Origin of the sequence: Shewanella denitrificans OS217 (assembly GCF_000013765.1) — a bacterium.
In the GTDB taxonomy this organism is placed as follows: Bacteria; Pseudomonadota; Gammaproteobacteria; order Enterobacterales; family Shewanellaceae; genus Shewanella; species Shewanella denitrificans.
In genome coordinates, this window is record NC_007954.1 from 1 (window position 1) to 20,919 (window position 20,919).

Annotated in this window: 14 protein-coding genes; 6 read left to right on the forward strand and 8 right to left on the reverse strand. The window is 45.5% G+C overall.

All coding sequences use genetic code 11. From position 1 onward, the window contains the following. Positions 1 to 9: 9 nt before the first annotated feature. The 4 genes from dnaA to gyrB all read left to right on the forward strand — a co-directional run bounded on the left by dnaA (position 10) and on the right by gyrB (position 6,132). Positions 10 to 1,398: a chromosomal replication initiator protein DnaA gene (gene dnaA, locus SDEN_RS00005; RefSeq protein WP_011494467.1), complete on the forward strand. Its 1,389-nt coding sequence runs from the start codon at positions 10 to 12 to the stop codon at positions 1,396 to 1,398. Positions 1,399 to 1,417: 19 nt separating this feature from the next. Then, positions 1,418 to 2,518 (forward strand): DNA polymerase III subunit beta, encoded by a 1,101-nt coding sequence (gene dnaN / locus SDEN_RS00010; RefSeq protein WP_011494468.1) that lies wholly within the window; start codon positions 1,418 to 1,420, stop codon positions 2,516 to 2,518. Between the two features lie 98 nt (positions 2,519 to 2,616). Next, a complete protein-coding gene (gene recF, locus SDEN_RS00015) occupies positions 2,617 to 3,699 on the forward strand; it encodes a DNA replication/repair protein RecF (RefSeq protein ID WP_011494469.1) in 1,083 nt (360 codons plus the stop codon). A 15-nt stretch (positions 3,700 to 3,714) separates the two neighbouring features. Further along, on the forward strand, positions 3,715 to 6,132 hold the full coding sequence (gene gyrB / locus SDEN_RS00020; RefSeq protein WP_011494470.1) for a DNA topoisomerase (ATP-hydrolyzing) subunit B: 2,418 nt from the start codon (positions 3,715 to 3,717) through the stop codon (positions 6,130 to 6,132). A gap of 103 nt (positions 6,133 to 6,235) precedes the next feature. On the opposite strand, the gene SDEN_RS00025 is transcribed toward gyrB, so the two are convergent. Together SDEN_RS00025 and SDEN_RS19665 are read right to left on the reverse strand one after the other, a co-directional pair. Then, entirely contained in the window at positions 6,236 to 7,441 is a 1,206-nt protein-coding gene (locus SDEN_RS00025; protein ID WP_011494471.1) for an MbnH family di-heme enzyme, read from the reverse strand. Continuing rightward, complete coding sequence (locus SDEN_RS19665) at positions 7,441 to 8,307, reverse strand: MbnP family copper-binding protein (protein WP_049762884.1); 867 nt, start codon at positions 8,305 to 8,307, stop codon at positions 7,441 to 7,443. Before SDEN_RS19665 ends, SDEN_RS00025 begins: the two co-directional genes overlap by 1 nt. A 123-nt stretch (positions 8,308 to 8,430) precedes the next feature. On the opposite strand from SDEN_RS19665, the gene SDEN_RS00035 reads away from it, so the two are divergent. Continuing rightward, complete coding sequence (locus SDEN_RS00035) at positions 8,431 to 11,172, forward strand: choice-of-anchor B family protein (RefSeq protein WP_011494473.1); 2,742 nt, start codon at positions 8,431 to 8,433, stop codon at positions 11,170 to 11,172. 90 nt (positions 11,173 to 11,262) lie between these two features. On the opposite strand, the gene glyS is transcribed toward SDEN_RS00035, so the two are convergent. Together glyS and glyQ are read right to left on the reverse strand one after the other, a co-directional pair. Beyond that, positions 11,263 to 13,347 (reverse strand): glycine--tRNA ligase subunit beta, encoded by a 2,085-nt coding sequence (glyS, locus tag SDEN_RS00040; RefSeq protein WP_011494474.1) that lies wholly within the window; start codon positions 13,345 to 13,347, stop codon positions 11,263 to 11,265. A 9-nt stretch (positions 13,348 to 13,356) separates the two neighbouring features. Further along, on the reverse strand, positions 13,357 to 14,262 hold the full coding sequence (gene glyQ / locus SDEN_RS00045) for a glycine--tRNA ligase subunit alpha (RefSeq protein WP_011494475.1): 906 nt from the start codon (positions 14,260 to 14,262) through the stop codon (positions 13,357 to 13,359). Between the two features lie 110 nt (positions 14,263 to 14,372). Between glyQ and SDEN_RS00050 the strand changes: the two genes are divergently transcribed. After that, entirely contained in the window at positions 14,373 to 14,936 is a 564-nt protein-coding gene (locus SDEN_RS00050) for a DNA-3-methyladenine glycosylase I (protein ID WP_011494476.1), read from the forward strand. Positions 14,937 to 15,083: 147 nt separating this feature from the next. Here SDEN_RS00050 and SDEN_RS00055 read toward each other — a convergent pair whose 3' ends face one another. The 4 genes from SDEN_RS00055 to fadA form a co-directional block, all read right to left on the reverse strand. Continuing rightward, positions 15,084 to 18,275, reverse strand: coding sequence for an amidohydrolase family protein (locus tag SDEN_RS00055; RefSeq protein ID WP_041405605.1), 3,192 nt, complete (start codon positions 18,273 to 18,275; stop codon positions 15,084 to 15,086). Positions 18,276 to 18,523: 248 nt separating this feature from the next. Further along, a complete protein-coding gene (locus tag SDEN_RS00060) occupies positions 18,524 to 18,973 on the reverse strand; it encodes an MOSC domain-containing protein (protein ID WP_011494478.1) in 450 nt (149 codons plus the stop codon). Between the two features lie 2 nt (positions 18,974 to 18,975). Next, positions 18,976 to 19,221, reverse strand: coding sequence for a sulfurtransferase TusA (tusA, locus tag SDEN_RS00065; RefSeq protein ID WP_011494479.1), 246 nt, complete (start codon positions 19,219 to 19,221; stop codon positions 18,976 to 18,978). 516 nt (positions 19,222 to 19,737) lie between these two features. Further along, on the reverse strand, positions 19,738 to 20,901 hold the full coding sequence (fadA, locus tag SDEN_RS00070; RefSeq protein ID WP_011494480.1) for an acetyl-CoA C-acyltransferase FadA: 1,164 nt from the start codon (positions 20,899 to 20,901) through the stop codon (positions 19,738 to 19,740). Positions 20,902 to 20,919: the final 18 nt, after the last annotated feature.

The following is a 20,919-nucleotide window of genomic DNA, read 5'->3' on the forward strand; positions in this document are numbered from 1 at the left end:
TAGAGTTAAGTGGCGGTTTCACTTTGGCAACAATGTATCGGAAGACTACAAGATGAGTTATCGGCTCAGCAGTTCAGTATGTGGATCCGTCCGTTACAAGCTGAAATGGATGGCGATACTCTAGTGCTATATGCACCTAATCGTTTTGTACTCGATTGGGTTAGGGATAAGTACATCAATATTATCAATCAGTTTTTTACTGAGCAGATGGGTAGTAATGCCCCTAAACTGCGTTTCGATATTGGTAGTCGTCCTTCTGCTCGCACTGTCCAGCCAGCCCCAGCCGCTCCTAGACCTACAACAGGCCACACCCAGACTAAAGCCCGCGTTGGCACGGCATTTAATATCCAAGCCGAGCCTATGGCCAATGCTAATCATCGTAGTAACATCAACCCCACTTACCAGTTTGATAACTTCGTTGAAGGTAAATCAAACCAATTAGGTAAAGCTGCAGCGATGCAAGTGGCTGAGAATCCAGGCGGCGCTTACAACCCATTATTTTTGTATGGTGGTACTGGTTTAGGTAAAACCCACTTATTACATGCTGTGGGTAATGGCATTATTAAGAATAATCCTAATGCCAAAGTGGTGTACATGCACTCAGAAAGATTTGTGCAGGACATGGTTAAAGCCCTACAAAATAACGCCATCGAAGAATTTAAGCGTTATTATCGCAGTGTTGATGCCTTGTTTATCGATGACATTCAATTCTTTGCCAACAAAGACAGATCCCAAGAAGAATTCTTCCATACCTTTAATGCGTTATTAGAAGGTAATCATCAGATCATCTTAACCTCTGATAGATATCCAAAAGAGATCGACGGCGTTGAAGATAGATTAAAGTCTCGCTTTGGTTGGGGACTGACAGTGGCTATCGAGCCACCAGAATTAGAAACCCGTGTGGCGATCTTGATGCGTAAAGCCCAAGAGAGCGGCATTAATTTACCCGATGAAGTGGCCTTTTTCGTCGCTAAGCGTTTGCGCTCTAATGTGCGCGAATTAGAAGGGGCATTAAATAGGGTTATCGCTAACGCAAACTTTACTGGCAGACCTATTACCATAGATTTTGTCCGTGAAGCCTTAAGAGATTTGTTAGCGCTACAAGAAAAATTAGTAACAATAGACAATATACAAAAGACTGTCGCCGAGTATTATAAGATCAAGATGGCTGATATGTTGTCTAAGCGACGTTCACGTAGTGTGGCAAGACCAAGACAGGTTGCCATGGCGCTTTCAAAGGAACTCACCAATCAAAGTTTACCGGAAATTGGTGATGCATTTGGTGGTCGCGACCATACGACTGTATTGCATGCATGCCGCAAAATTGCACAATTACGTGAAGAAAGTCATGACATTAAAGAAGATTATGCTAATTTGATTAGAACTTTATCTTCTTAATCTAGGGAATTTAGACCAAATGAAATTTTCTATCGATAGGGACGCCCTATTAAAACCACTTCAATTGGTTACAGGTGCTGTCGAACGTCGTCATAATTTGCCTATTTTAGCTAACTTGCTGGTTAAGGTTAGCCAAGACGTAATTAGTCTTACCGGGACAGATTTAGAAGTTGAGCTCGTGGGTCAAGCCGCTATTCATGGGGACATAGTCCCTGGTAACACCACAGTGCCAGCTAAAAAGTTACTCGATATCGTCAAATCATTACCAGAGCAAAGTGAACTGCATGTGGAACAGCAAGATAACCGTTGGTTATTGCGCTCGGGTCGCAGCCGTTTTACCTTGGCGACGCTGCCAGCATCAGATTATCCCAATGTGGAAGCCTTTCAAGCAGAAATTGAATTCACCATTAAGCAAGGCGTGCTTAAGTCGATCATAGATTCGACCCAGTTTTCCATGGCTAACCAAGATGTGCGTTATTACCTCAATGGTTTATTGTTTGAAACCGAAGGTAACACCTTAAAAGCCATTGCCACAGATGGTCACAGATTGGCATTAAGTCATAGACAAATAGACGTCAGCTTACCCGAGAAACAAGTGATTGTGCCCCGTAAAGGTGTGGTTGAAATGTCACGTTTATTAGATAGCGATGATAAAGACATCAGCATTGCCATTGGCGAGAGCGCCATTCGTGCCGTTACCGACACTGCAGTGTTCACCAGTAAGCTAGTGGATGGCCGTTTTCCTGATTATCGCCGCGTATTACCTAAAGGCGGTGATAAAGTGGTGGTCGCCAGTCGTCAGCAACTTAAACAGGCACTCACTCGCGCCTCTATTTTGTCTAATGAAAAGTTTCGCGGTGTGCGTATTCAGTTGGAACCAGGCTTATTGCGGATAACGGCTAATAACCCTGAACAAGAAGAAGCCGAGGAAATCATAGACGTTGACTATGATTCGGCAAATCTTGAGATTGGTTTTAACGTCAGTTACTTGCTAGATGTGCTTAATAATTTAGCCAGCGAAGATGTGCGTATTACTCTTATAGACGGTAATTCCAGCGCCTTGATAGAAAACCACAAGGAAGAAGATTCCATGTATGTGGTGATGCCGATGCGTTTATAATACGTAACCGCAAGGCCCATAAAAGAAGGTGCTTTGGCACCTTCTTTGTCTCTTGTTCCCCTTGGTTTTCCCACTTGGTTTTCTCAAAATAGGTTTGCATGAGTTTACAGCGGATTAGCATAGAATCGTTTCGTAATATTGCCGCGGCTAACCTGTTGCCAAGTGAAGGCTTGAACTTAATTTATGGCCACAATGGCAGTGGTAAAACTAGCGTGCTTGAAGCGATTTATTTCCTCGGTATGGGTCGCTCTTTTCGCAGCCATTTGTCCCAGCGCGTTATCCGCCATGATGAGGACAAACTCACCCTATTTGCACAACTCAGTCATCATAATGGTGAGAGCAAGGTCGGCTTACGTCGCCACCGAAATGGCGAAATTGAAGTCAAAATTGATGGTGACAGGGTTAAGCGGTTATCCACATTGGCCGAAACTTTACCCATACAAGTGATCACCCCTGAGAGTTTTTCGCTGCTATTTGAAGGCCCTAAGGCTAGGCGTCAGTTTGTCGACTGGGGCGCATTTCACTCGGATGAGCAATTCTACACGGCTTGGTCCAATGTAAAGCGAATATTAAAGCAGAGAAATCAACTGCTTAGAAATGGTTCTTCCTATGGGAATATTCTATTTTGGGATAAGGAGTTGGTGCGTTATGCTGAACAGGTTACCCAGATACGAAATCACTATGTAGACTCGTTAAATGAGCTACTTAAGGGTATAATCGAAGAGTTTTTACCTCAAGTGAATATCAGCATTTCATTTACACGAGGATGGGACAGTAAAACGGATTTAGCCCTATTACTCGAAAGCCAATATTCTAGAGATTTAGCCACAGGCCATACAGTGAGTGGACCGCACAAAGCAGATTTAAGACTGCGTGTCGGAAACTTACCCGTGCAGGATGCCTTGTCCCGTGGACAGTTAAAATTGTTAGTCTGTGCGCTGCGTATTGCACAGGGAAAGTTGCTTAAACAACAAAAAGATAAGCAGAGCATTTACCTAGTGGATGATTTGCCATCCGAATTGGATGCACAGCATAGGCAGCTATTGCTCAAGCAGTTAACCGAGACTGGTGCACAAATATTTGTCACCGCCATCGAACCTGCGGCAATAGTCGATTCGTTAGCTAGCCCTCCTAATAAAGTGTTTCATGTGGAACAAGGGCGAGTGACGGTAATTGAATAATAACGAGAGAGAAATATGTCTGAGAATAGTTACGATTCTTCGAGTATCAAGGTATTAAAAGGCCTTGATGCAGTACGCAAGAGACCTGGTATGTACATTGGTGATACTGATGATGGTACGGGTCTTCACCACATGGTGTTCGAAGTAGTCGATAACTCTATCGATGAAGCCTTGGCCGGCCACTGTAGTGATATCACCATCACCATACATACAGATGGCTCAGTGTCAGTGCAAGATGATGGCCGTGGTATTCCTGTCGCTATCCATGAGGAAGAAGGGGTCTCAGCTGCCGAAGTTATTATGACGGTATTGCATGCCGGCGGTAAGTTCGATGATAACTCTTATAAAGTGTCCGGTGGTTTGCACGGTGTGGGTGTGTCGGTTGTTAACGCACTATCACACAAGCTGCAGCTGACTATTCGTCGTGGCGGCAAGATTTATGAGCAATTTTATACCATGGGCGTGCCCGATGCGCCTATCGCTGCGATTGGTGATGCAATTAAAACCGGTACTGAAATTCGTTTCTGGCCCAGTGGTGAAACCTTCACTAATCTAGAGTTCCATTTCGATATCTTGGCTAAGCGTGTTCGCGAACTGTCTTTCCTTAACTCAGGTGTAGGTATTCGCCTGATTGATGAGCGCGACAACAAAAACGAATTCTTTAAATACGAAGGCGGCATCAGCGCATTCGTGACTTATTTGAACCGCAACAAGACACCAGTTAACAAAGACGTATTCCATTTTGCTCATGAGCGTGAAGATGGCATTACCGTCGAAGTGGCGATGCAGTGGAATGACGGTTATCAAGAAAATATTTATTGCTTCACTAATAACATTCCCCAGCGCGATGGTGGTACTCACTTAGCCGGTTTTAGAGGTGCGTTAACTCGTAACCTAAATACTTATATGGAGCGTGAAGGCTTCAATAAGAAAGGTAAAACCAGTGCCACAGGTGATGATGCCCGTGAAGGGTTAACTGCGGTTATATCGGTTAAAGTCCCAGATCCTAAGTTCAGCTCACAAACTAAAGACAAGCTAGTCTCTAGCGAAGTGAAAAGTGCGGTTGAACAAACCATGGGTGAGCAGCTTAATGATTACCTATTGGAAAACCCTGCCGATGCTAAGCTGATTGTTGGCAAGATTGTCGATGCAGCTCGTGCCCGTGAAGCGGCCCGTAAAGCCCGTGAAATGACCCGCCGTAAAGGCGCGTTAGATTTAGGTGGTTTGCCAGGAAAGCTTGCGGATTGCCAAGAAAAAGACCCAGGTCTTTCAGAAATCTACATAGTGGAAGGGGACTCTGCTGGCGGTAGCGCCAAGCAGGGACGTAACCGTAAAAACCAAGCAATTTTGCCACTAAAAGGTAAAATTCTAAACGTAGAAAAAGCTCGTTTTGATAAGATGTTATCTTCTCAAGAAGTGGCAACCCTTATCACAGCATTAGGTTGTGGTATCGGCCGTGATGAATACGACCCAGAAAAGACCCGTTATCATAACATCATCATCATGACGGATGCTGACGTCGACGGCTCGCACATTCGTACCTTGCTGTTGACCTTTTTCTTCCGTCAAATGCCTGAGCTTATCGAGCGTGGTTATATTTATATCGCTCAGCCACCGTTATTCAAGGTGAAAAAGGGTAAGCAAGAGCAGTACCTTAAAGATGAGCCAGCCTTAACTGAATACTTAACCACTCAGGCGTTAGATGGTACTCGAATCTACCCAACTCAGGGTGCGCCAGGTATGACAGGTGAGCCATTAGAGCGTTTAGTGGCCCAGTATCGTGAAGTTGAAACTATCATAGCTCGCTTAGAGAAACGCTATCCAAGCATAGTGCTTAACCGCATGCTGTATCACCCAGAGGTTACCGGCGCTATGTTGGCGGATGAGACTCAGATGAAAGCTTGGTGCGCAGAGTTTGTGGCGGATCTAATAGAGCTTGAAACCAATGGCGTGATCTACGACATGGTGACCGAGTTTGATATGGAGCGTAAAGTTTACCTGCCTAAGATGGTTATTCGTAAGCACGGTATTGATACCGAATACTTGTTTGGCTATGACTTCTTCCACTCTCTGGATTATCAGCGCATCGCTAAGTTAGGTGCAGCTCTGGATGGTATGGTTGAAGAAGGCGGTTATGTTCAGCGCGGTGAGAAGGTTAAAGAAGTTGAGACCTTCCTCGAAGCGTTAGATTGGATGATAAGCGAAGCTAAGCGCGGCCTTTACATTCAGCGATACAAAGGTTTGGGTGAAATGAACCCTGAGCAATTGTGGGAAACCACAATGGACCCTGAGACTCGCCGTATGCTACGGGTTACCATTGAAGATGCTGTGGGTGCAGATCAACTGTTCACCACATTGATGGGCGATCAGGTAGAGCCGCGACGTGAGTTTATCGAGGCTAACGCCTTGAACGTGGCTAACCTAGATGTATAAAAATGGACGTTTAAATATTAGCGCTTTAAGCCTTCCGGCTTAATCCCATCGCTGCAAATAAAAAGGGAAAGCCTAGGCTTTCCCTTTTTTGATCTTGTCACTTTTATTTTTCCGCTTCTGGCCAAGGGTCACTCAGTGGTGGCGCCGTGATAAAGTCACTGTCTGTTAAGCTTTCTAAGAAGGCCAACAGCTGTATTTTTTCCTGCTCACTTATGTCAAAACCTTTGATGAAAGGGCTTTTCAGTGGATTGTTTCGGCCATCGCCTTGATGCTCGCCAGTGGTGACATTACGGCCACCAGCGGCGTAAATATCTATGACCTCCGCCAGTGTCGCCACACTGCCATCATGCATATAGGGGGCGGTTAAACTGATATTCCTAAGGCTTGGGGCGCGAAACCTGCCATCATCCTTAGGGTTTGTGCTAACTTCAGCTAAACCGCGGTCAATTTCTGGATAGCCGTAGTGAATGCTTACTTCCTTTGTTGTTGTTAATCCTATTCTCTTGGTGTAGTAAAGGCCTGTGTTGTGAAAGGGTCTTCTATCTAGCGGCTGTTTCTCATGACTGGTGGATTGAGTAAAATTAAAGCCGCCATGACAATGATGACATTCGAATTTTTCAGAAAAAAATAATCCCATGCCGGCAAGTTGTGTCTCTGAAAGCGCCGAGTCTTGGCCGCGGTAGGCATAATCATCGAAGGGGGAGTTTAATGAAATCAGGCTGCGAACAAAACTGGCTAATGCCTGAGTCACATGCACAAAGTTCATTGGACCTTGATGCTCGGGAAAGGCATCTTGTAGCAGTTTTGGGTAAGGTCCCTGTTGCAGGCGACTCAAGATCTGCGCTTCATTGCCGCCAGCACCTAGTTCAATGGGCTGCTCGCCAAATAGCGGCAGTAAAATCTGCTGCTCAAGCTCAGTCAATCCATCATGGGCCCAAGTTAATGTCTTATTGTAGGCAATGTTAACCAGTGCCGGTGCATTGCGCCTATGGTGCTCCCCTGTGCTGCCAATAGAAACCACAAGTTTTTCGGCGAAAGCCTGTGACTGAAGATGACAACTGGCGCAGCTTTGAGACTGATCCATTGAAAGGTTTTTATCATAAAATAAATAGCGACCTAAGCTGACTTTCGCCGTCGACATAGGGTTATCTTGCGGCACTGTGGGTTTTGGGAATCCTGCAGGAATGGACCATTGATAAGCATCATGTTTTACCACGGTAGCTGCTTGGTCACAGGCCGCTAAACTTGTGATAACTAAAAGGCAGATGCTTAAGGTGCCTAGTCTACTTTTCTGGCTTTTAAATGGCATTAGTTAAACCACCAAAGAGGCGCCACAGGCTCAATGGCATTAATACTCAGCTGCTGTGTCTCAAACGGTAACGCCTGACCTAGGCCTAGGCGGGAAAATAGTAACTGACAAGTTTTACTTGCTGAGTCGGACATGCAAGATTGCTGAGATAATTGGGGGTCATCGAGCAGCGGGGCAAGCAGGACTGCTAAGTCGAGATTTAACTGATGTTGCCCTTGGTAATCTAAGCTAAATTTGGCTCTATTTGGCTGTTTACAAGCTTGAGTCGGTGAGCGCATTACACTGGCGGATTGACAAGCCACAGAGCCTAAATGGAATTGCCAGCCCGTTTGCTTGCCAACAGCAGGCTCAGTTAATAAGGTCTTAGCGAGATCAATTCTCAGGAATTTATGGCCTTGCTGCCAAGTCCAAAACATGTCACTTTGATTTAATGGCGTTTCAGCCAATAACGGATTGCCATGATTTAACTCAAACGGCACCCCCAGCTCGAAAGTCATCAGCCCAGGTTTTAATGCTTTATCAAAACTAAGCAGCCAGTTTTGCTCGCCTTGGCAGTCACTGCCTAATAAGGCGACACTGGCTTGCTGATATTTACTCGCGCCTACAGTTTCTTTACTCAATGCCTGGGGCTGTCCATCTAGGCTGAAATTGCTTAAAAAGAGCTGAACTTGCTCTAATTGCCAGTGGGGTTTTATGCTTGAATGGCAACCCATTGGCTGCCCTTGCCACAGGAGCTGCACTGTGAGCTGGTTTGGTTTTTTTGAGCAGGCCGTTAATAGGCCTGCTAAGGATAATAACAGTGATAATAAGCCTAGTGTACGGCCCTTTGAAGTCAGGATGTTAAGGGCAAAAGTGATAAATCGCATGTTAGTGTCTTGTTGTTTATGTGTTACTTTTAGGCATCCTACAAATATACCACGCTAAATGCACTGTTTGTGTAACGCTTATCATGCTGTTAGCAAAATGGTGCGCTAAAAATGGAGTTTCAGATGGCGTTTACCCTATTAATTAAGCCATATACTTTTGGCATAGGTTTGTTGTCATTGGCAGGCTTTCTGAGCCAAGGCGCTTTTGCGCATTCTGAGCATGACAAGGCGCGCTTTGTGAGTGAAAAAGGTCAAGATGTTGGCTTCTGTGACAACGCCTTGCGCCCATGCCAAACGATTGCTTATGCGGTAACTCACGCTAATAAAGGGGATAGGGTATTAGTGGCCGATGGTTATTATCAAATTCGCGATATCGATGAGTTGTTTTTGCTCACCAGTGAAATCGTCCCGGTAATGGGGGGATTCAATCGTTACGATCATTACTTGTCTCAAGCTCCACAGCTCAATACCACAGTTTTAACGGGGGTGCCTTCTGAGTTTGCACAGCGCCTGGAAGCGAGAGGCTTTAGGGTGATAAGTGATGGTATCGGTCAGTACGGCACTGAACTCGATGAAATGCTGGCAACCCAGCAAGGCTTACAACAAGATCATGCCAGCGCAACTTGTACAGCAGGCAAAGCGGCAGGCTTTAATTGTAATGCCATAGATTTAGTCTCTCATATTGCCTTAGGCAGCTTTTCTTCAAAGCCCAATGCTGCCAATGATATTTGGGGCCATGTTGATCTTAATACTGGCACTGAGTACGCCATCATAGGGTTAGTGAATGGCACTGTGGTAATGAACCTTAGTGATCCTGCCAACCCAGTGGAAGTGGGTACAGTTACTGGGAGTCGTACCACTTGGCGTGATATCAAGGTTTACCAATGGTTCGATGCCAGTGTTTCGCGCTGGAAAGCCAATGCCTATGTGACATCTGAAGGTTCAGATAATATACAAATTATCGATTTAAGTCAGTTACCTCACTCGATATCTAAGCTGGCGACCGACACGGTCGAAGGCTCTGCGCACAATGTCTATATCAGTAATCTTGATTACACGACTAACACAGCATTAACGGGTTTAACTCCCCAACTGCACATTGTGGGTCAAAATAGTGCAGGCGGCGCATTTAAGAGTTATTCCTTAACTAACCCCGCAAAGTTGAGTGTAAGTTTTAGCCATAGCGGTGCAACGCGAGCCGATTATACCCACGATGTCAGTTCTATGGTGGTGGACGATGCGAGGGCACAGGCCAGTTGTCAGACGCAAATTTGTACCGTGCTGATGGATTTCAATGAAACTAGCATGAGGTTGTGGAATATCACCACTCCTGCCAGCAGTAAAACCTTATCAGACGTCACCTATGCCAATGCCGAATATGTTCACTCTGGTTGGTGGAGTGAAGATAAACGCTATGTGTTTGTTCATGATGAGCTCGATGAGCAAAGAGCTGGTCTGAATACCACCCTAAGGGTATTTAACGTCGATGACTTAGGTGCGCCAGATTTAGTCAAAGTTTGGAGTGGGCCGACTAAAGCCATAGATCACAACGGTTTTGTCAGAGGCAATCGTTATTACATGTCTAACTATCAGCGTGGGGTAACCATATTGGATATTAGCCAAGCCGATGATCCTAAGGAAGTAGGCTATTTCGATACCTTTCCCGCCTCCGATAGTAATGCGTTTAATGGAGTGTGGGGGGTGTATCCCTATTTACCATCAGGCTTAGTGCTTGCCAGTGATATTAACAGTGGCCTGTATATTCTTAGGGACAAAAGCTTAAATAGTGCTCAAGGTTCAAGTTCCTTTGTCGCTGCCGCATCTGCCAGTAATGCTGGCGATGTGATGAATATTAGCGTGCAGCGCCCTCAAGGTAGTGGCGTTGTGAGTGTCGGTTTTGAAACTTTGTCGGCAACCGCCGTAGCAGGGCGTGATTTTGAAGCTGTGAATGGCAGATTATCTTGGGCGGCTGATGATCATAATGCCAAACAAATCAGTATCACAACCTTAGATAGCGGCCAGAATAAAGCGCTATTGGCGTTTGTGCGCTTATTTGATCCTAGAGGCGGTCTAACGCTTGCGAGCCCAAGTTATCATCAACTTAATATTGGTGAGGATGTGCCTCAAGCAGGCAGTTTGGGCTTTGCCAGTGCTACAGCCTCTGTGGTTGAGGGGGCGAGTCTGAGTGTTGCTGTATTAAGAAGTGGCGGCAGTGCTGGCGAGCTTAGGCTTGCCTATGGCCTTGAAAGTGGCACGGCTATAGTAGGTCAAGACGTAGAGGCGCTTTCCGGTGAGTTGGTGTGGGGCGATGGTGATAGCCAAGTGAAGCACATCCAAGTTAACACCCTAGAAGATACTGATATCGAAGCTGATGAGGATTTTTTGGTTACACTGGGAAGTTTAGCGGGTAGCCAAATCTCCACTGCGAGCTTAACCGTAACCCTAACCGATAACGATAGACTTAACACTGCGCCCACAGTCAGTGCGGGGGAGAACCGTGAGGTTAATGGGGGGGCAACCGTGACCTTAACAGCACAAGCAACGGATGCTGAAAATGATGCCATTAGCTATGCATGGCAGCAAACTAGCGGTGAAAGTGTGACCTTGAGTAATGCTAATACGGCGAGTGCTCAATTTGTTGCCCCAGCGATGGATGCGAGTTTAGTGTTCACTGTGACAGCTACGGATGCGCTGCAAAGTAGCACTCAAGCCAGCGTGACGATAACTGTGAAAGCCGCAGTGGTTGCTCTCCCTGAGGTGAAAGTTGTAGAACCCAGTTCGGGTGGTGGTAGCTTAGGCAGTTTGAGTTTACTCTTGTTAGCCGGCTTAGGCATAAGGCGTCGATGCAATAAAATAGCCGCTTAACAGTCCTATAATAGTTTTAATCTCTAACAAAAAAACGCGCCATTTAGGCGCGTTTTTTATTTGTAGTACAAAAATGGCTTAGTGTTTAGCCTATTGCAACAATGAAATGTCGGCAACGTGCAAGAACTGCTCACGCAAGTTGTTTAACAAAGCTAAACGGTTGTTCTTTAAGGCTTCATCATCTGCCATTACCATTACATCTTCGAAGAATTGATCGACGCTTTCACGAAGCTCTGCCAATAATGTCAGTGCTTGCTGATAATCACCTGTTGCAAACAAAGGCGCTAGCTTAGGTTGCAAGCTTGCTAATTGCTCGGCTAGGGCTTTCTCTGCAGTTTCGGTTAGCAGGCTTGGGGTCACGTTAGCAGGCAATTCGCCCTCAACCTTAGCCAAGATGTTAGACACGCGTTTGTTTGCTGCTGCAAGTGCGGTAGAGGCTTCTAAACCACGGAAGTGTGATACCGCATTAACGCGGCTGTCAAAGTCCGCTGGACGCGTAGGGCGACGAGCCAATACTGCCAAGATAACATCCACTTGAATGCCTTTATCTTGATACCAGCTACGGAAACGTGCCATTAAAAATTCCAGTACATCTTCACTGGTATTGCCATTGGTGAGGTTAGTGCCGTGAAGCGCCTGCGCCTTAGCAATAAGGTCGACTAAATCTAGCGGCAGTTTGTTCTCAACAATAATACGTAAGATACCAATGGCGGCGCGGCGAAGTGCGAACGGATCCGCAGCGCCTTTAGGTGCTTGACCAATACCAAAAATACCTACTAAGGTATCAAGTTTTTCGGCTAAGGCGACCGCACAAGAGACACTCGCTGTTGGCACAGTATCGCCAGAGAACTTAGGTTTATATTGCTCTTCAATGGCAATGGCTACCGCTTCAGTTTCACCATCTAGGCGCGCATAATGCATGCCCATGGTGCCTTGAGTATCGGTAAACTCCATCACCATATTAGTCATTAAATCGGCTTTGGATAACAAGCCTGCTCGAGCGGCGTCGACACTACTACTGGCAAGATTATTGTTATTTAACTCAGTCGCAATAAATCCTGCGAGCTGTGATATACGCTCGGCGCGCGCTTTTAGCGTACCCAGTTGTTTTTGGAATACCACAGTTTCTAAGCTGCTAAGGCGTGATGCCAAGCTGTGCTTTTTATCTGTGTTAAAGAAGAATTCGGCATCGGCAAGACGAGGGCGAACCACTTTCTCATTGCCAGAAATAATCTGCTGTGGATCTTTTGATTCAATGTTGGTCACGAAGATAAAGTTAGGCAGTAATTTGCCTGACTTATCAAATACTGGGAAGTATTTCTGATCGCCCTTCATGGTGTACACCAAGGCTTCAGCAGGCACATTTAAGAATTTTTCTTCAAAGCTTGCCGTGAGCACGATTGGCCATTCAACCAAGGAGGCGACTTCTTCTAACAAGTCTTCTTGAATATCAGCCACACCGCCTATCTTAGCCGCTGCCGCTTCAGCATCAGCTTTAATGATAGCTTTACGTAGCTGGTAATCAGCCAGTACCTTGCCTTGCTCTTTTAGGGCGCTTAAATAGTTATCGGCGTGATCTAGCTGAAAACTGGCTTGCCCCATAAAGCGGTGACCACGAATGATACGGTCCGATTTAATACCTAATAGTTCACCGCCAATTAATTCGCTGCCTAATAGCATAGTCACTGTGTGTACTGGACGAATAAATTGGGTGCTATTGGCACCCCAGCGCATTGGCTTAGGGATAGGTAATTTGTCTAATGCACGTTGGGCCATAGCGGCAATCAGGCTGTTAGTCTGAACACCCACCACTTTAGCTTGATGTACTAACCATTCGCCTTTATCTGTTACTAAGCGCTCAGCTTGCTCGACAGTAATGCCATTACCACGGGCCCAACCTTGGGCTGCTTTAGTTGGATTGCCGTCTGCATCGAATGCTGAACTCACAGCTGGGCCACGTTTTTCAACCACTTTGTCGGCTTGAGCTACGGCTAGACCTGTGATGCTTAATGCTAGGCGGCGAGGGGCCGCATACCAAGTTGCTGCGGTAAACGGCAAATCGGCTTTTACCAGTTCATCACTGAAGTTAGCGAGGAAAGAATCGGCCAAGGTACGCAGTGATTTCGGCGGTAACTCTTCGGTACCAATTTCTATGAGTAAGTTTTCAAATTTCATCTGTGACCTCTACTTACACAAAGGGAAGCCAAGCGCTTCACGTGCTTGATAATATGATTCAGCAACACCTTTAGACATGGCTCGAACGCGAAGGATATAACGCTGACGTTCGGTAACTGAAATGGCATGGCGCGCATCGAGTAAGTTGAATGCGTGTGAGGCTTTCATGACTTGCTCGTAGGCGGGCAGCGGCAGTGGTTTGTCTAAGCTCAATAGGTGCTGACACATTTTTTCGCACTGATCGAACAGGGTAAACATAAAGTCTACATCGGCGTGCTCGAAGTTATAGGTCGACTGCTCAACTTCATTCTGATGGAAAATGTCACCATAGGTAACACGGCCCATAGGACCATCTGTCCAGACTAAGTCATAGACGCTGTCGACTTCTTGAATGTACATAGCCAGACGCTCGAGACCGTAGGTGATTTCACCGGTAACAGGGCTGCATTCGATGCCACCCACTTGCTGGAAATAAGTGAACTGTGTCACTTCCATGCCGTTTAACCAGACTTCCCAGCCAAGGCCCCAGGCGCCCAATGTTGGCGATTCCCAGTTATCTTCAACGAAACGAATATCATGGACTTGAGTGTCTATGCCTAAGGCTTGTAAAGAACCTAAATAGAGTTCTTGGATATTATCCGGTGATGGCTTAAGGACCACTTGGAACTGATAATAGTGCTGTAGACGATTAGGGTTTTCACCATAACGGCCATCAGTTGGGCGGCGTGAAGGCTGAACATAGGCGCTGCTCATTGGCTCTGGGCCTAATGAACGTAAGAAGGTCTGCGGGTGGAATGTTCCAGCACCTACTTCCATGTCCAAGGGTTGAACGATTGCGCAACCTTGCTGCGCCCAATATTCTTGCAGGGTCAGTATGAATCCCTGAAATGTCTTTACGTCGTGTTTCATCGTCATGTCTACTGCTGTCGGGCTATTAGAAAATGGTTTTGATTATACCTTGTAGATCAGGCTAGATGTAGGTTATTTTTTAATGCATAACTAAAAACGCCAATGGATACCGTATCATGCAAGTGAATCGCTGTGCTTGGGTCAGTGATGACCCGCTTTATCAAGACTATCATGACAAGGTTTGGGGCAGGCCAGAGTACGATAGTCAGCAATTATTCGCCAAACTCTGCTTGGATGGTCAACAGGCGGGGTTATCTTGGATCACTATTCTAAAGAAACAACAAAACTATGAGCGGCTATTTGCTAACTTCGACCCTAGGTTAATCGCTGAATTTGATGATGCCAAAGTTGAAGAGTTAATGTTAGATGTAGGTATAGTGCGTAATCGTCTTAAAGTGAATTCCATTATTCGTAATGCCAAAGCCTATTTGGCCATGGAGCAACAAGGGATTAATTTTTCCCAGTTCCTATGGGCCTTTGTTGGCGGCGCACCTAAGCTAAATAATTTCTCCTCCATGGCAGATGTGCCAGCACAAACCCCTGAGTCTGAAGCCATGTCTAAGGCACTTAAAAAGTTAGGTTTTAACTTTGTTGGCCCGACGATATGCTATGCCTTTATGCAAGCCGTAGGTATGGTGAACGATCATACTCAAGATTGTTTTTGTGCAACTGAGAAGTAGAAAATGGGTTGTAATATAAATTAATATAGAATGAATAATAAAAAAGGTGTTCCACGTGGAACACCTTTTTTTCTAGCTTGTATAGCAGGTACTAGACAAGTATAGATACTCTCTCGTTATTCAACAAAAAGTTGAATAAACAGAGGGTTATTGTTTATTTGCCTTTTCAAAGAAGAAGGGATTACGTTGATGCTTGTCACCATTCAGTTCATTCATGGTCTCGGCATTGAATAAACGGCCATTGGTCATGGTATAGACAACTTTATCAGTCACTCGAATATCCTCTAATGGATTGCCATCGATAACAATCAGATCTGCAAGCTTACCAGTTTTAATCGAGCCGAGTTGATGGTCCATGCCAAAAGTAGTGGCTGGGTTGATGGTAGAAGTCTTAAGCACTTCTTGATTACTCATGCCACCTTGAGCGAACATCCACATTTCCCAATGGGCAGCTAAACCTTCACGCTGACCATGAGCACCTATATTTGCCTTAACGCCAACATCATTTAGTGCCTTAGCAACTTTGGCGACATTGAAATGATTGTAGTGGCCATCTGGTGCTGTGGGTCTACGCATAGAGCGGGCTTGGAGAATATCGGCGGGTACATAAGCAGATAGTCTTGGATGTGCCCAGACATCCGTCTTATCGTACCAATAGTTTTCCCCTGAGATACCGCCATAGGCGACCACTAAGGTGGGGGTATAACTCACCTTAGTCTGGCTCCATAATTGTTTGATATCAGAATAGATAGCCCCAACAGGTAATGAATGCTCTAGGGTAGTGTGACCATCGACCACCATAGATAAGTTATGCTGAAGCAAACTTCCACCTTCCGGCACTACCATCATTTCTAACTCACGGGCTGCGGCAATCACTTGTTGGCGTTGATTACGTCGTGGCTGGTTATAGCTTTTAACGCTAAACGCGCCGACTTTTTTCAAGCGTTCTAAATGAAATTTTGCATCATCAAGGGAGTCGACGTGGGAGGTGTAACCTGGCGCATTGGCCCCGTAGAGTATGGTTCCAGTAGAGAAGATGCGTGGCCCAACTATGCTACCGGCTTTCTGCTGTTCTGAAGCGGCAAAGATTTCAGTGGTGTCATTTGATGGGTCATGAATAGCGGTAACCCCAAGAGAGAGGCCCGAGTATAAGGTCCAGTTTTGCTGTGGAATAATCTCTTCATCCGCCTGAGGACCGTGAGCATGGGCATCGAATAAACCTGGCATGATACTCTTACCAGCGATGTCTATCACTTGAGCGCCATTAGGTATTTTTGTAGCAGCATCACCGACAGCAATAATTTTATTATCTTTGATGATGACAACGCCTTTATCTATGACTTTATCTTCTTCCATAGTAATAACAGTGCCACCGACGAAGGCTATGGTTCCACGTGGAACATAGGCATCTTGTTTAAAGCCAATGTTGGTGATTTTTGCTTGACTTTTATCATCTTTCTTGCCGTATTGGGTATCAACTTTGGCTTGGTAAAGTTCAGGGCCCAGTGTCCAATATAGATTGTCACTGTTATTGCCCCAACTAATACTTTCACCTGCTCTGGTGCTCAGTTGGATCACAGGAAGGTTACTGGCTTTAGGGCCTATGGCTATGGTTTCACCGTGTTTAGCAAAGGGAGTGACATAGACACGGAAGCGTTCAGCAAAGGCCAAGTGTTCGCCATCGGGAGAAACCCTAAATTCAGTGGCATGCTCACTGGTGTAATGCACCCGTTTGTCAAAGCCATCGATTCGAATTGAAGACAGCTGCGGCGTTTCACCTTGCTCCATAAAGAAGATTCGGTCTGTATCTGCACCAAACTGTGCTTGATAACCTTCAGCTGTAATTTTAGTATTCTGCTTACCCTTGACATCGACCTTGTACAGTCCAGTTTCCTGAGACCAAGTTCTCGGTGTGATGTTGCCGCCATTGGCCTTGCGGTACACAACAAACTGACCATTGGGAGCAAACGTTGGTTCAACATATTTACCTGGTTCGCTAGTTAACCTTGTCGCTTTGCCACCACGGGCGCTTATCAGGCTGACTGTACCTTGGTCTTGATCATTCCAAGTGGTGAACACTATTTGCTTGCCATCACGTGACCACTGGGGGAATAGCTCGTTGATATCATCATCGAGTCGAGTCAAACGTTCTTGAGTGTCATTTTCTATGTCACGGATCCACAACTTACCTAGAGCTTCGAATACCACCTTCTTACCATCTGGTGATACTTGTGCCATACGCAGCATTTTTACATCAAACTTGTCTTGGTCTAAGTTTTGTGTGAAACGCACCGATGGCTGAATATCTAATTGCGCCTTGACCTTAAAAGGAATATCGCTGACCGATAAGTCTTTAAGCTTGAGTTTATTAATCTTACCCTTGGCCCAGAAGACAATGCTGCTATTATCTTGAGTCCAAGCCATGCTTGGATACACACCATGAATGGCCCACGTTTCTTGCATGTCTCTGTCGAGTTCAGCATACAGTTTGTTGGTTTCACCAGATTGCAAATCCAGTAAATAGAGAGAGGATTGGAAACCATCACGTTTGATATAAGCCAGTTTTTTACCATCAGGGCTAGGTGTGGGTCTAATGGCACCACCTGTACCTTCAACTAAAATTTCAATATCACCCGTTTGAGTGTCGTAGCGTTTAATCTTGTAAATACCACTGACGGAATCTTTTGAATAATGGAAGGTTTTTCCTGGAGTGTCGTCTTGGCTAAAGTAAATATAGCGACCATCCGGTGAGTATGCGGGTTCACCTAAATCTTTTTGATCGTTAGGACGTTCGGTAAGTTTAACGCCTTCACCACCAGCCACATGGTACAACCAGACCTCACCAGCGCCTAAACTACGGCTAGCGGTGAAGTGTTTACGAGCGACTAAGTACTGTGAGTCTGGGCTCCATGCAGGACTGTTTAGTAAGCGGAATGTTTCCTTGGTCACTGGATGTGGGTTGCTACCATCGGCATTCATTACCCAAATATTGTCACCGCCATCTTCATCTGAGGTGAAAGCAATATATTTACCATCTGGGCTATACACAGGTTGCATCTGCCAAGCGATACCTTTGGCTAATGGTTTGGCATCTCCTCCAGAAATCGGCATCTGGTATATATCACCGAGTAGGTCGAATACTATATGTTCTCCATCGGGAGACACACTCACATTCATCCAAGTACCTTCATTGACATCAATGGAGGCCTTTTCTAATGGTGCGTGTTCTGGGGCATTAACTTGCCATTTCGGTGCCTCATCTTCTGCATATACTAATGATGAGCATCCAAGTGTTAATGCGATGGCCGTATATAGTGGGGTAAATTTGATTGATAACATTAGCATTCCAATTTTTGTGTTTTTAATAATGGAGGTTTTTGAATGGATCTGGTGTCATTTCTAAGTCTTGTATCTCGAGTGGCTTGAGTCAGTCGAGTGTTTTTTTAGTTACCCTTTATCCCATATTCACAGGTAAAGTAACACCCTAAATCTGTTTCAAATAATGACAGGCAATTGCAGCTTGTATGTTTTGTGGGCAAGTTAGAATTCGAGTCAAAGTGCTCGATTAAATTAGCTGATAAAGAGATCTAACTTTTGCCGATGACAATAGTATCATTTTGGTAAATGAGCCCAGAGTGCAACACTTTACAGGTAACACCTCCGCGCCAATCTGGGGTAAGTGCCCCCTCTAAACCTGGATGGCTTTGCTCCATCTTGCGACAAGGATCGGTTTCGCCTGTAACTAATAAGCGTAAATCATCACCAATCTGAATAATCTTACCGACATCGGCGGCGCTAAATTCATGCCCGCTTATCAATAGATTCGCTCTGCGTGTGAGCCAGCTTAAGTCGGCATTAATTGCAGCGCAGGCTTTATCCCATTGTTGCTCGGATAACACTGTTACTTGTCTCTTGCTTGGACGGCCCAAAATATCATTTTCAACCCCCTTATCTATGGTCACGTTAGCCGTTATCACTTCATTCATTGGACCGCGTTTCACGGTTTTATAAGCAATAGAAACTAAAGCGACAGTCATTTTCAGCGGCCTTTTTTAAGCAGATATTGGTAAGGTGTTTTACTGGTGTCACTGGCGATTAGGGTGTGATCCATAAATTCGCAGAAACTAGGAATATCTCTGGTAGTGGCTGGATCATCGGCGATGATAAGTAAGGTTTCACCATCAGCCATTTTTCTCACGGTTTTTCTTACCATCATTACAGGTTCAGGGCAACGTAAGCCAAGTGCGTCGAGTTGGTGTTGGGCCTGTGAGAAAACATCAGTCATTCGAATTAACTTCTTAAAAATTAAATTGGGCTAATGTTACTCCTGTGATCTAGCCTTGCCAAGTTTGCTTGGGATAAAACTTAGGTTAATTCAGTTTACAGAGTGTGAGAAAAGATGATTTGTTTAAAAACAAATTTTCTTCAAAGTTGTTTCACGTGGAACATAATACCAATCACATTAATTATGTGATCAAACAGAGCGGCTCAAGCTTTTCAATTCAAGGCGCATTAATGCAGTAAGGGTTTTATTCCCTTACAAATTAATGAAACGATGAAGTGGAACGCTTGAGATGCTCCCCAAGGGCGGGTTTCAAAGGGGATTTCTCTGCGTTGAAGACTTTCGACATAGCACCACTATGCCTTCAAGCCTCCGCCTTGATTAATCCCCTTTGAACTCCCGCTGAATGACCAGATAATTAATACGATTGGTATAATCCTAATCAGGAAAAGTTAGAAATAAAAAAAACGAGTCCAATTTAACATTGAACTCGTTTTTTATTGCTTAAGCGCTAGGGAATTAAACGCGCTCGAACACAGTCGCAATACCTTGACCAAGACCGATACACATAGTCGCTAGACCTATGGTGGCATCTTTCTCTTCCATCAAGTTAATCAGGGTCGTAGAAATACGTGCACCAGAACAACCCAGTGGATGGCCGAGTGCAATCGCACCACCGTTAAGGTTGATTTTCTCTTCAACCACATCTTGAAGACCTAAGTCTTTAACGCAAGGCAGTGACTGAGCGGCAAAGGCTTCATTAAGCTCGATGACATCTAAATCGGCAACGGTTAAGCCAGCGCGAGCTAATGCTTTTTGAGTTGCAGGTACAGGGCCATAACCCATGATAGCCGCATCACAACCGGCAACCGCCATTGAGCGGATGCGTGCACGGATTGGTAAACCTAAAGCACGAGCCTTAGATTCTTCCATCACTAACATGGCTGATGCACCATCAGACAGGGCAGACGAAGTGCCGGCTGTCACAGTACCATTGGCAGGATCAAATACCGGGCGAAGTCCGGCAAGTGATTCCATGGTAGTTTCAGGGCGGATGACTTCATCATGCATCACTTTGATCAAGGCACCGTTGGCGTCATGACCTTCCATAGCCCAAATTTCTTTGGCAAAGCGGCCTTCAACAGTAGCAGCATGAGCACGCTGATGTGAGCGCACTGCAAACGCATCTTGTTGCTCACGGCTAATGCCATGCATTTTACCTAGCATTTCGGCGGTTAAGCCCATCATGCCTGAGGCTTTAGCAACACGATTAGCTAAACCTGGGTGGAAATCCACGCCGTGATTCATAGGTACGTGGCCCATGTGTTCAACACCACCAATGATAAAGGTGTCGCCCATGCCTGTCATAATGGCGCGTGCCGCTTGATGAATGGCATCCATAGATGAACCGCATAAGCGGTTTACTGTGACAGCACCGGCTGTCTTTGGAATGCCAGCCAGCAGTGACGCATTACGGGCTATGTTAAAGCCTTGCTCTAATGTTTGCTGCACACAACCCCAGATCACATCTTCAATCAGACTGGGATCCAGTTGTGGGTTGCGAATAAGTAAGGCTTTCATTAATTCGGCAGACAAAGTTTCTGCACGTACATTCCTAAATACCCCAGCCTTAGAGCGGCCCATTGGGGTACGAATGCAGTCTACGATAACAGCTTGTTTCATGATTATTTCCTTTCCCAC

What these genes read in the sequence shown, in the direction of transcription:
- dnaN (WP_011494468.1), top strand. Translation starts at nt 1,418, where the DNA reads ATGAAATTTTCTATCGATAGGGACGCCCTATTAAAACCACTTCAATTG.
- recF (WP_011494469.1), top strand. Translation starts at nt 2,617, where the DNA reads ATGAGTTTACAGCGGATTAGCATAGAATCGTTTCGTAATATTGCCGCG.
- gyrB (WP_011494470.1), top strand. Translation starts at nt 3,715, where the DNA reads ATGTCTGAGAATAGTTACGATTCTTCGAGTATCAAGGTATTAAAAGGC.
- SDEN_RS00025 (WP_011494471.1), bottom strand. Translation starts at nt 7,441, where the DNA reads ATGCCATTTAAAAGCCAGAAAAGTAGACTAGGCACCTTAAGCATCTGC.
- SDEN_RS19665 (WP_049762884.1), bottom strand. Translation starts at nt 8,307, where the DNA reads ATGCGATTTATCACTTTTGCCCTTAACATCCTGACTTCAAAGGGCCGT.
- SDEN_RS00035 (WP_011494473.1), top strand. Translation starts at nt 8,431, where the DNA reads ATGGCGTTTACCCTATTAATTAAGCCATATACTTTTGGCATAGGTTTG.
- glyS (WP_011494474.1), bottom strand. Translation starts at nt 13,347, where the DNA reads ATGAAATTTGAAAACTTACTCATAGAAATTGGTACCGAAGAGTTACCG.
- glyQ (WP_011494475.1), bottom strand. Translation starts at nt 14,262, where the DNA reads ATGACGATGAAACACGACGTAAAGACATTTCAGGGATTCATACTGACC.
- SDEN_RS00050 (WP_011494476.1), top strand. Translation starts at nt 14,373, where the DNA reads ATGCAAGTGAATCGCTGTGCTTGGGTCAGTGATGACCCGCTTTATCAA.
- SDEN_RS00055 (WP_041405605.1), bottom strand. Translation starts at nt 18,275, where the DNA reads ATGTTATCAATCAAATTTACCCCACTATATACGGCCATCGCATTAACA.
- SDEN_RS00060 (WP_011494478.1), bottom strand. Translation starts at nt 18,973, where the DNA reads ATGACTGTCGCTTTAGTTTCTATTGCTTATAAAACCGTGAAACGCGGT.
- tusA (WP_011494479.1), bottom strand. Translation starts at nt 19,221, where the DNA reads ATGACTGATGTTTTCTCACAGGCCCAACACCAACTCGACGCACTTGGC.
- fadA (WP_011494480.1), bottom strand. Translation starts at nt 20,901, where the DNA reads ATGAAACAAGCTGTTATCGTAGACTGCATTCGTACCCCAATGGGCCGC.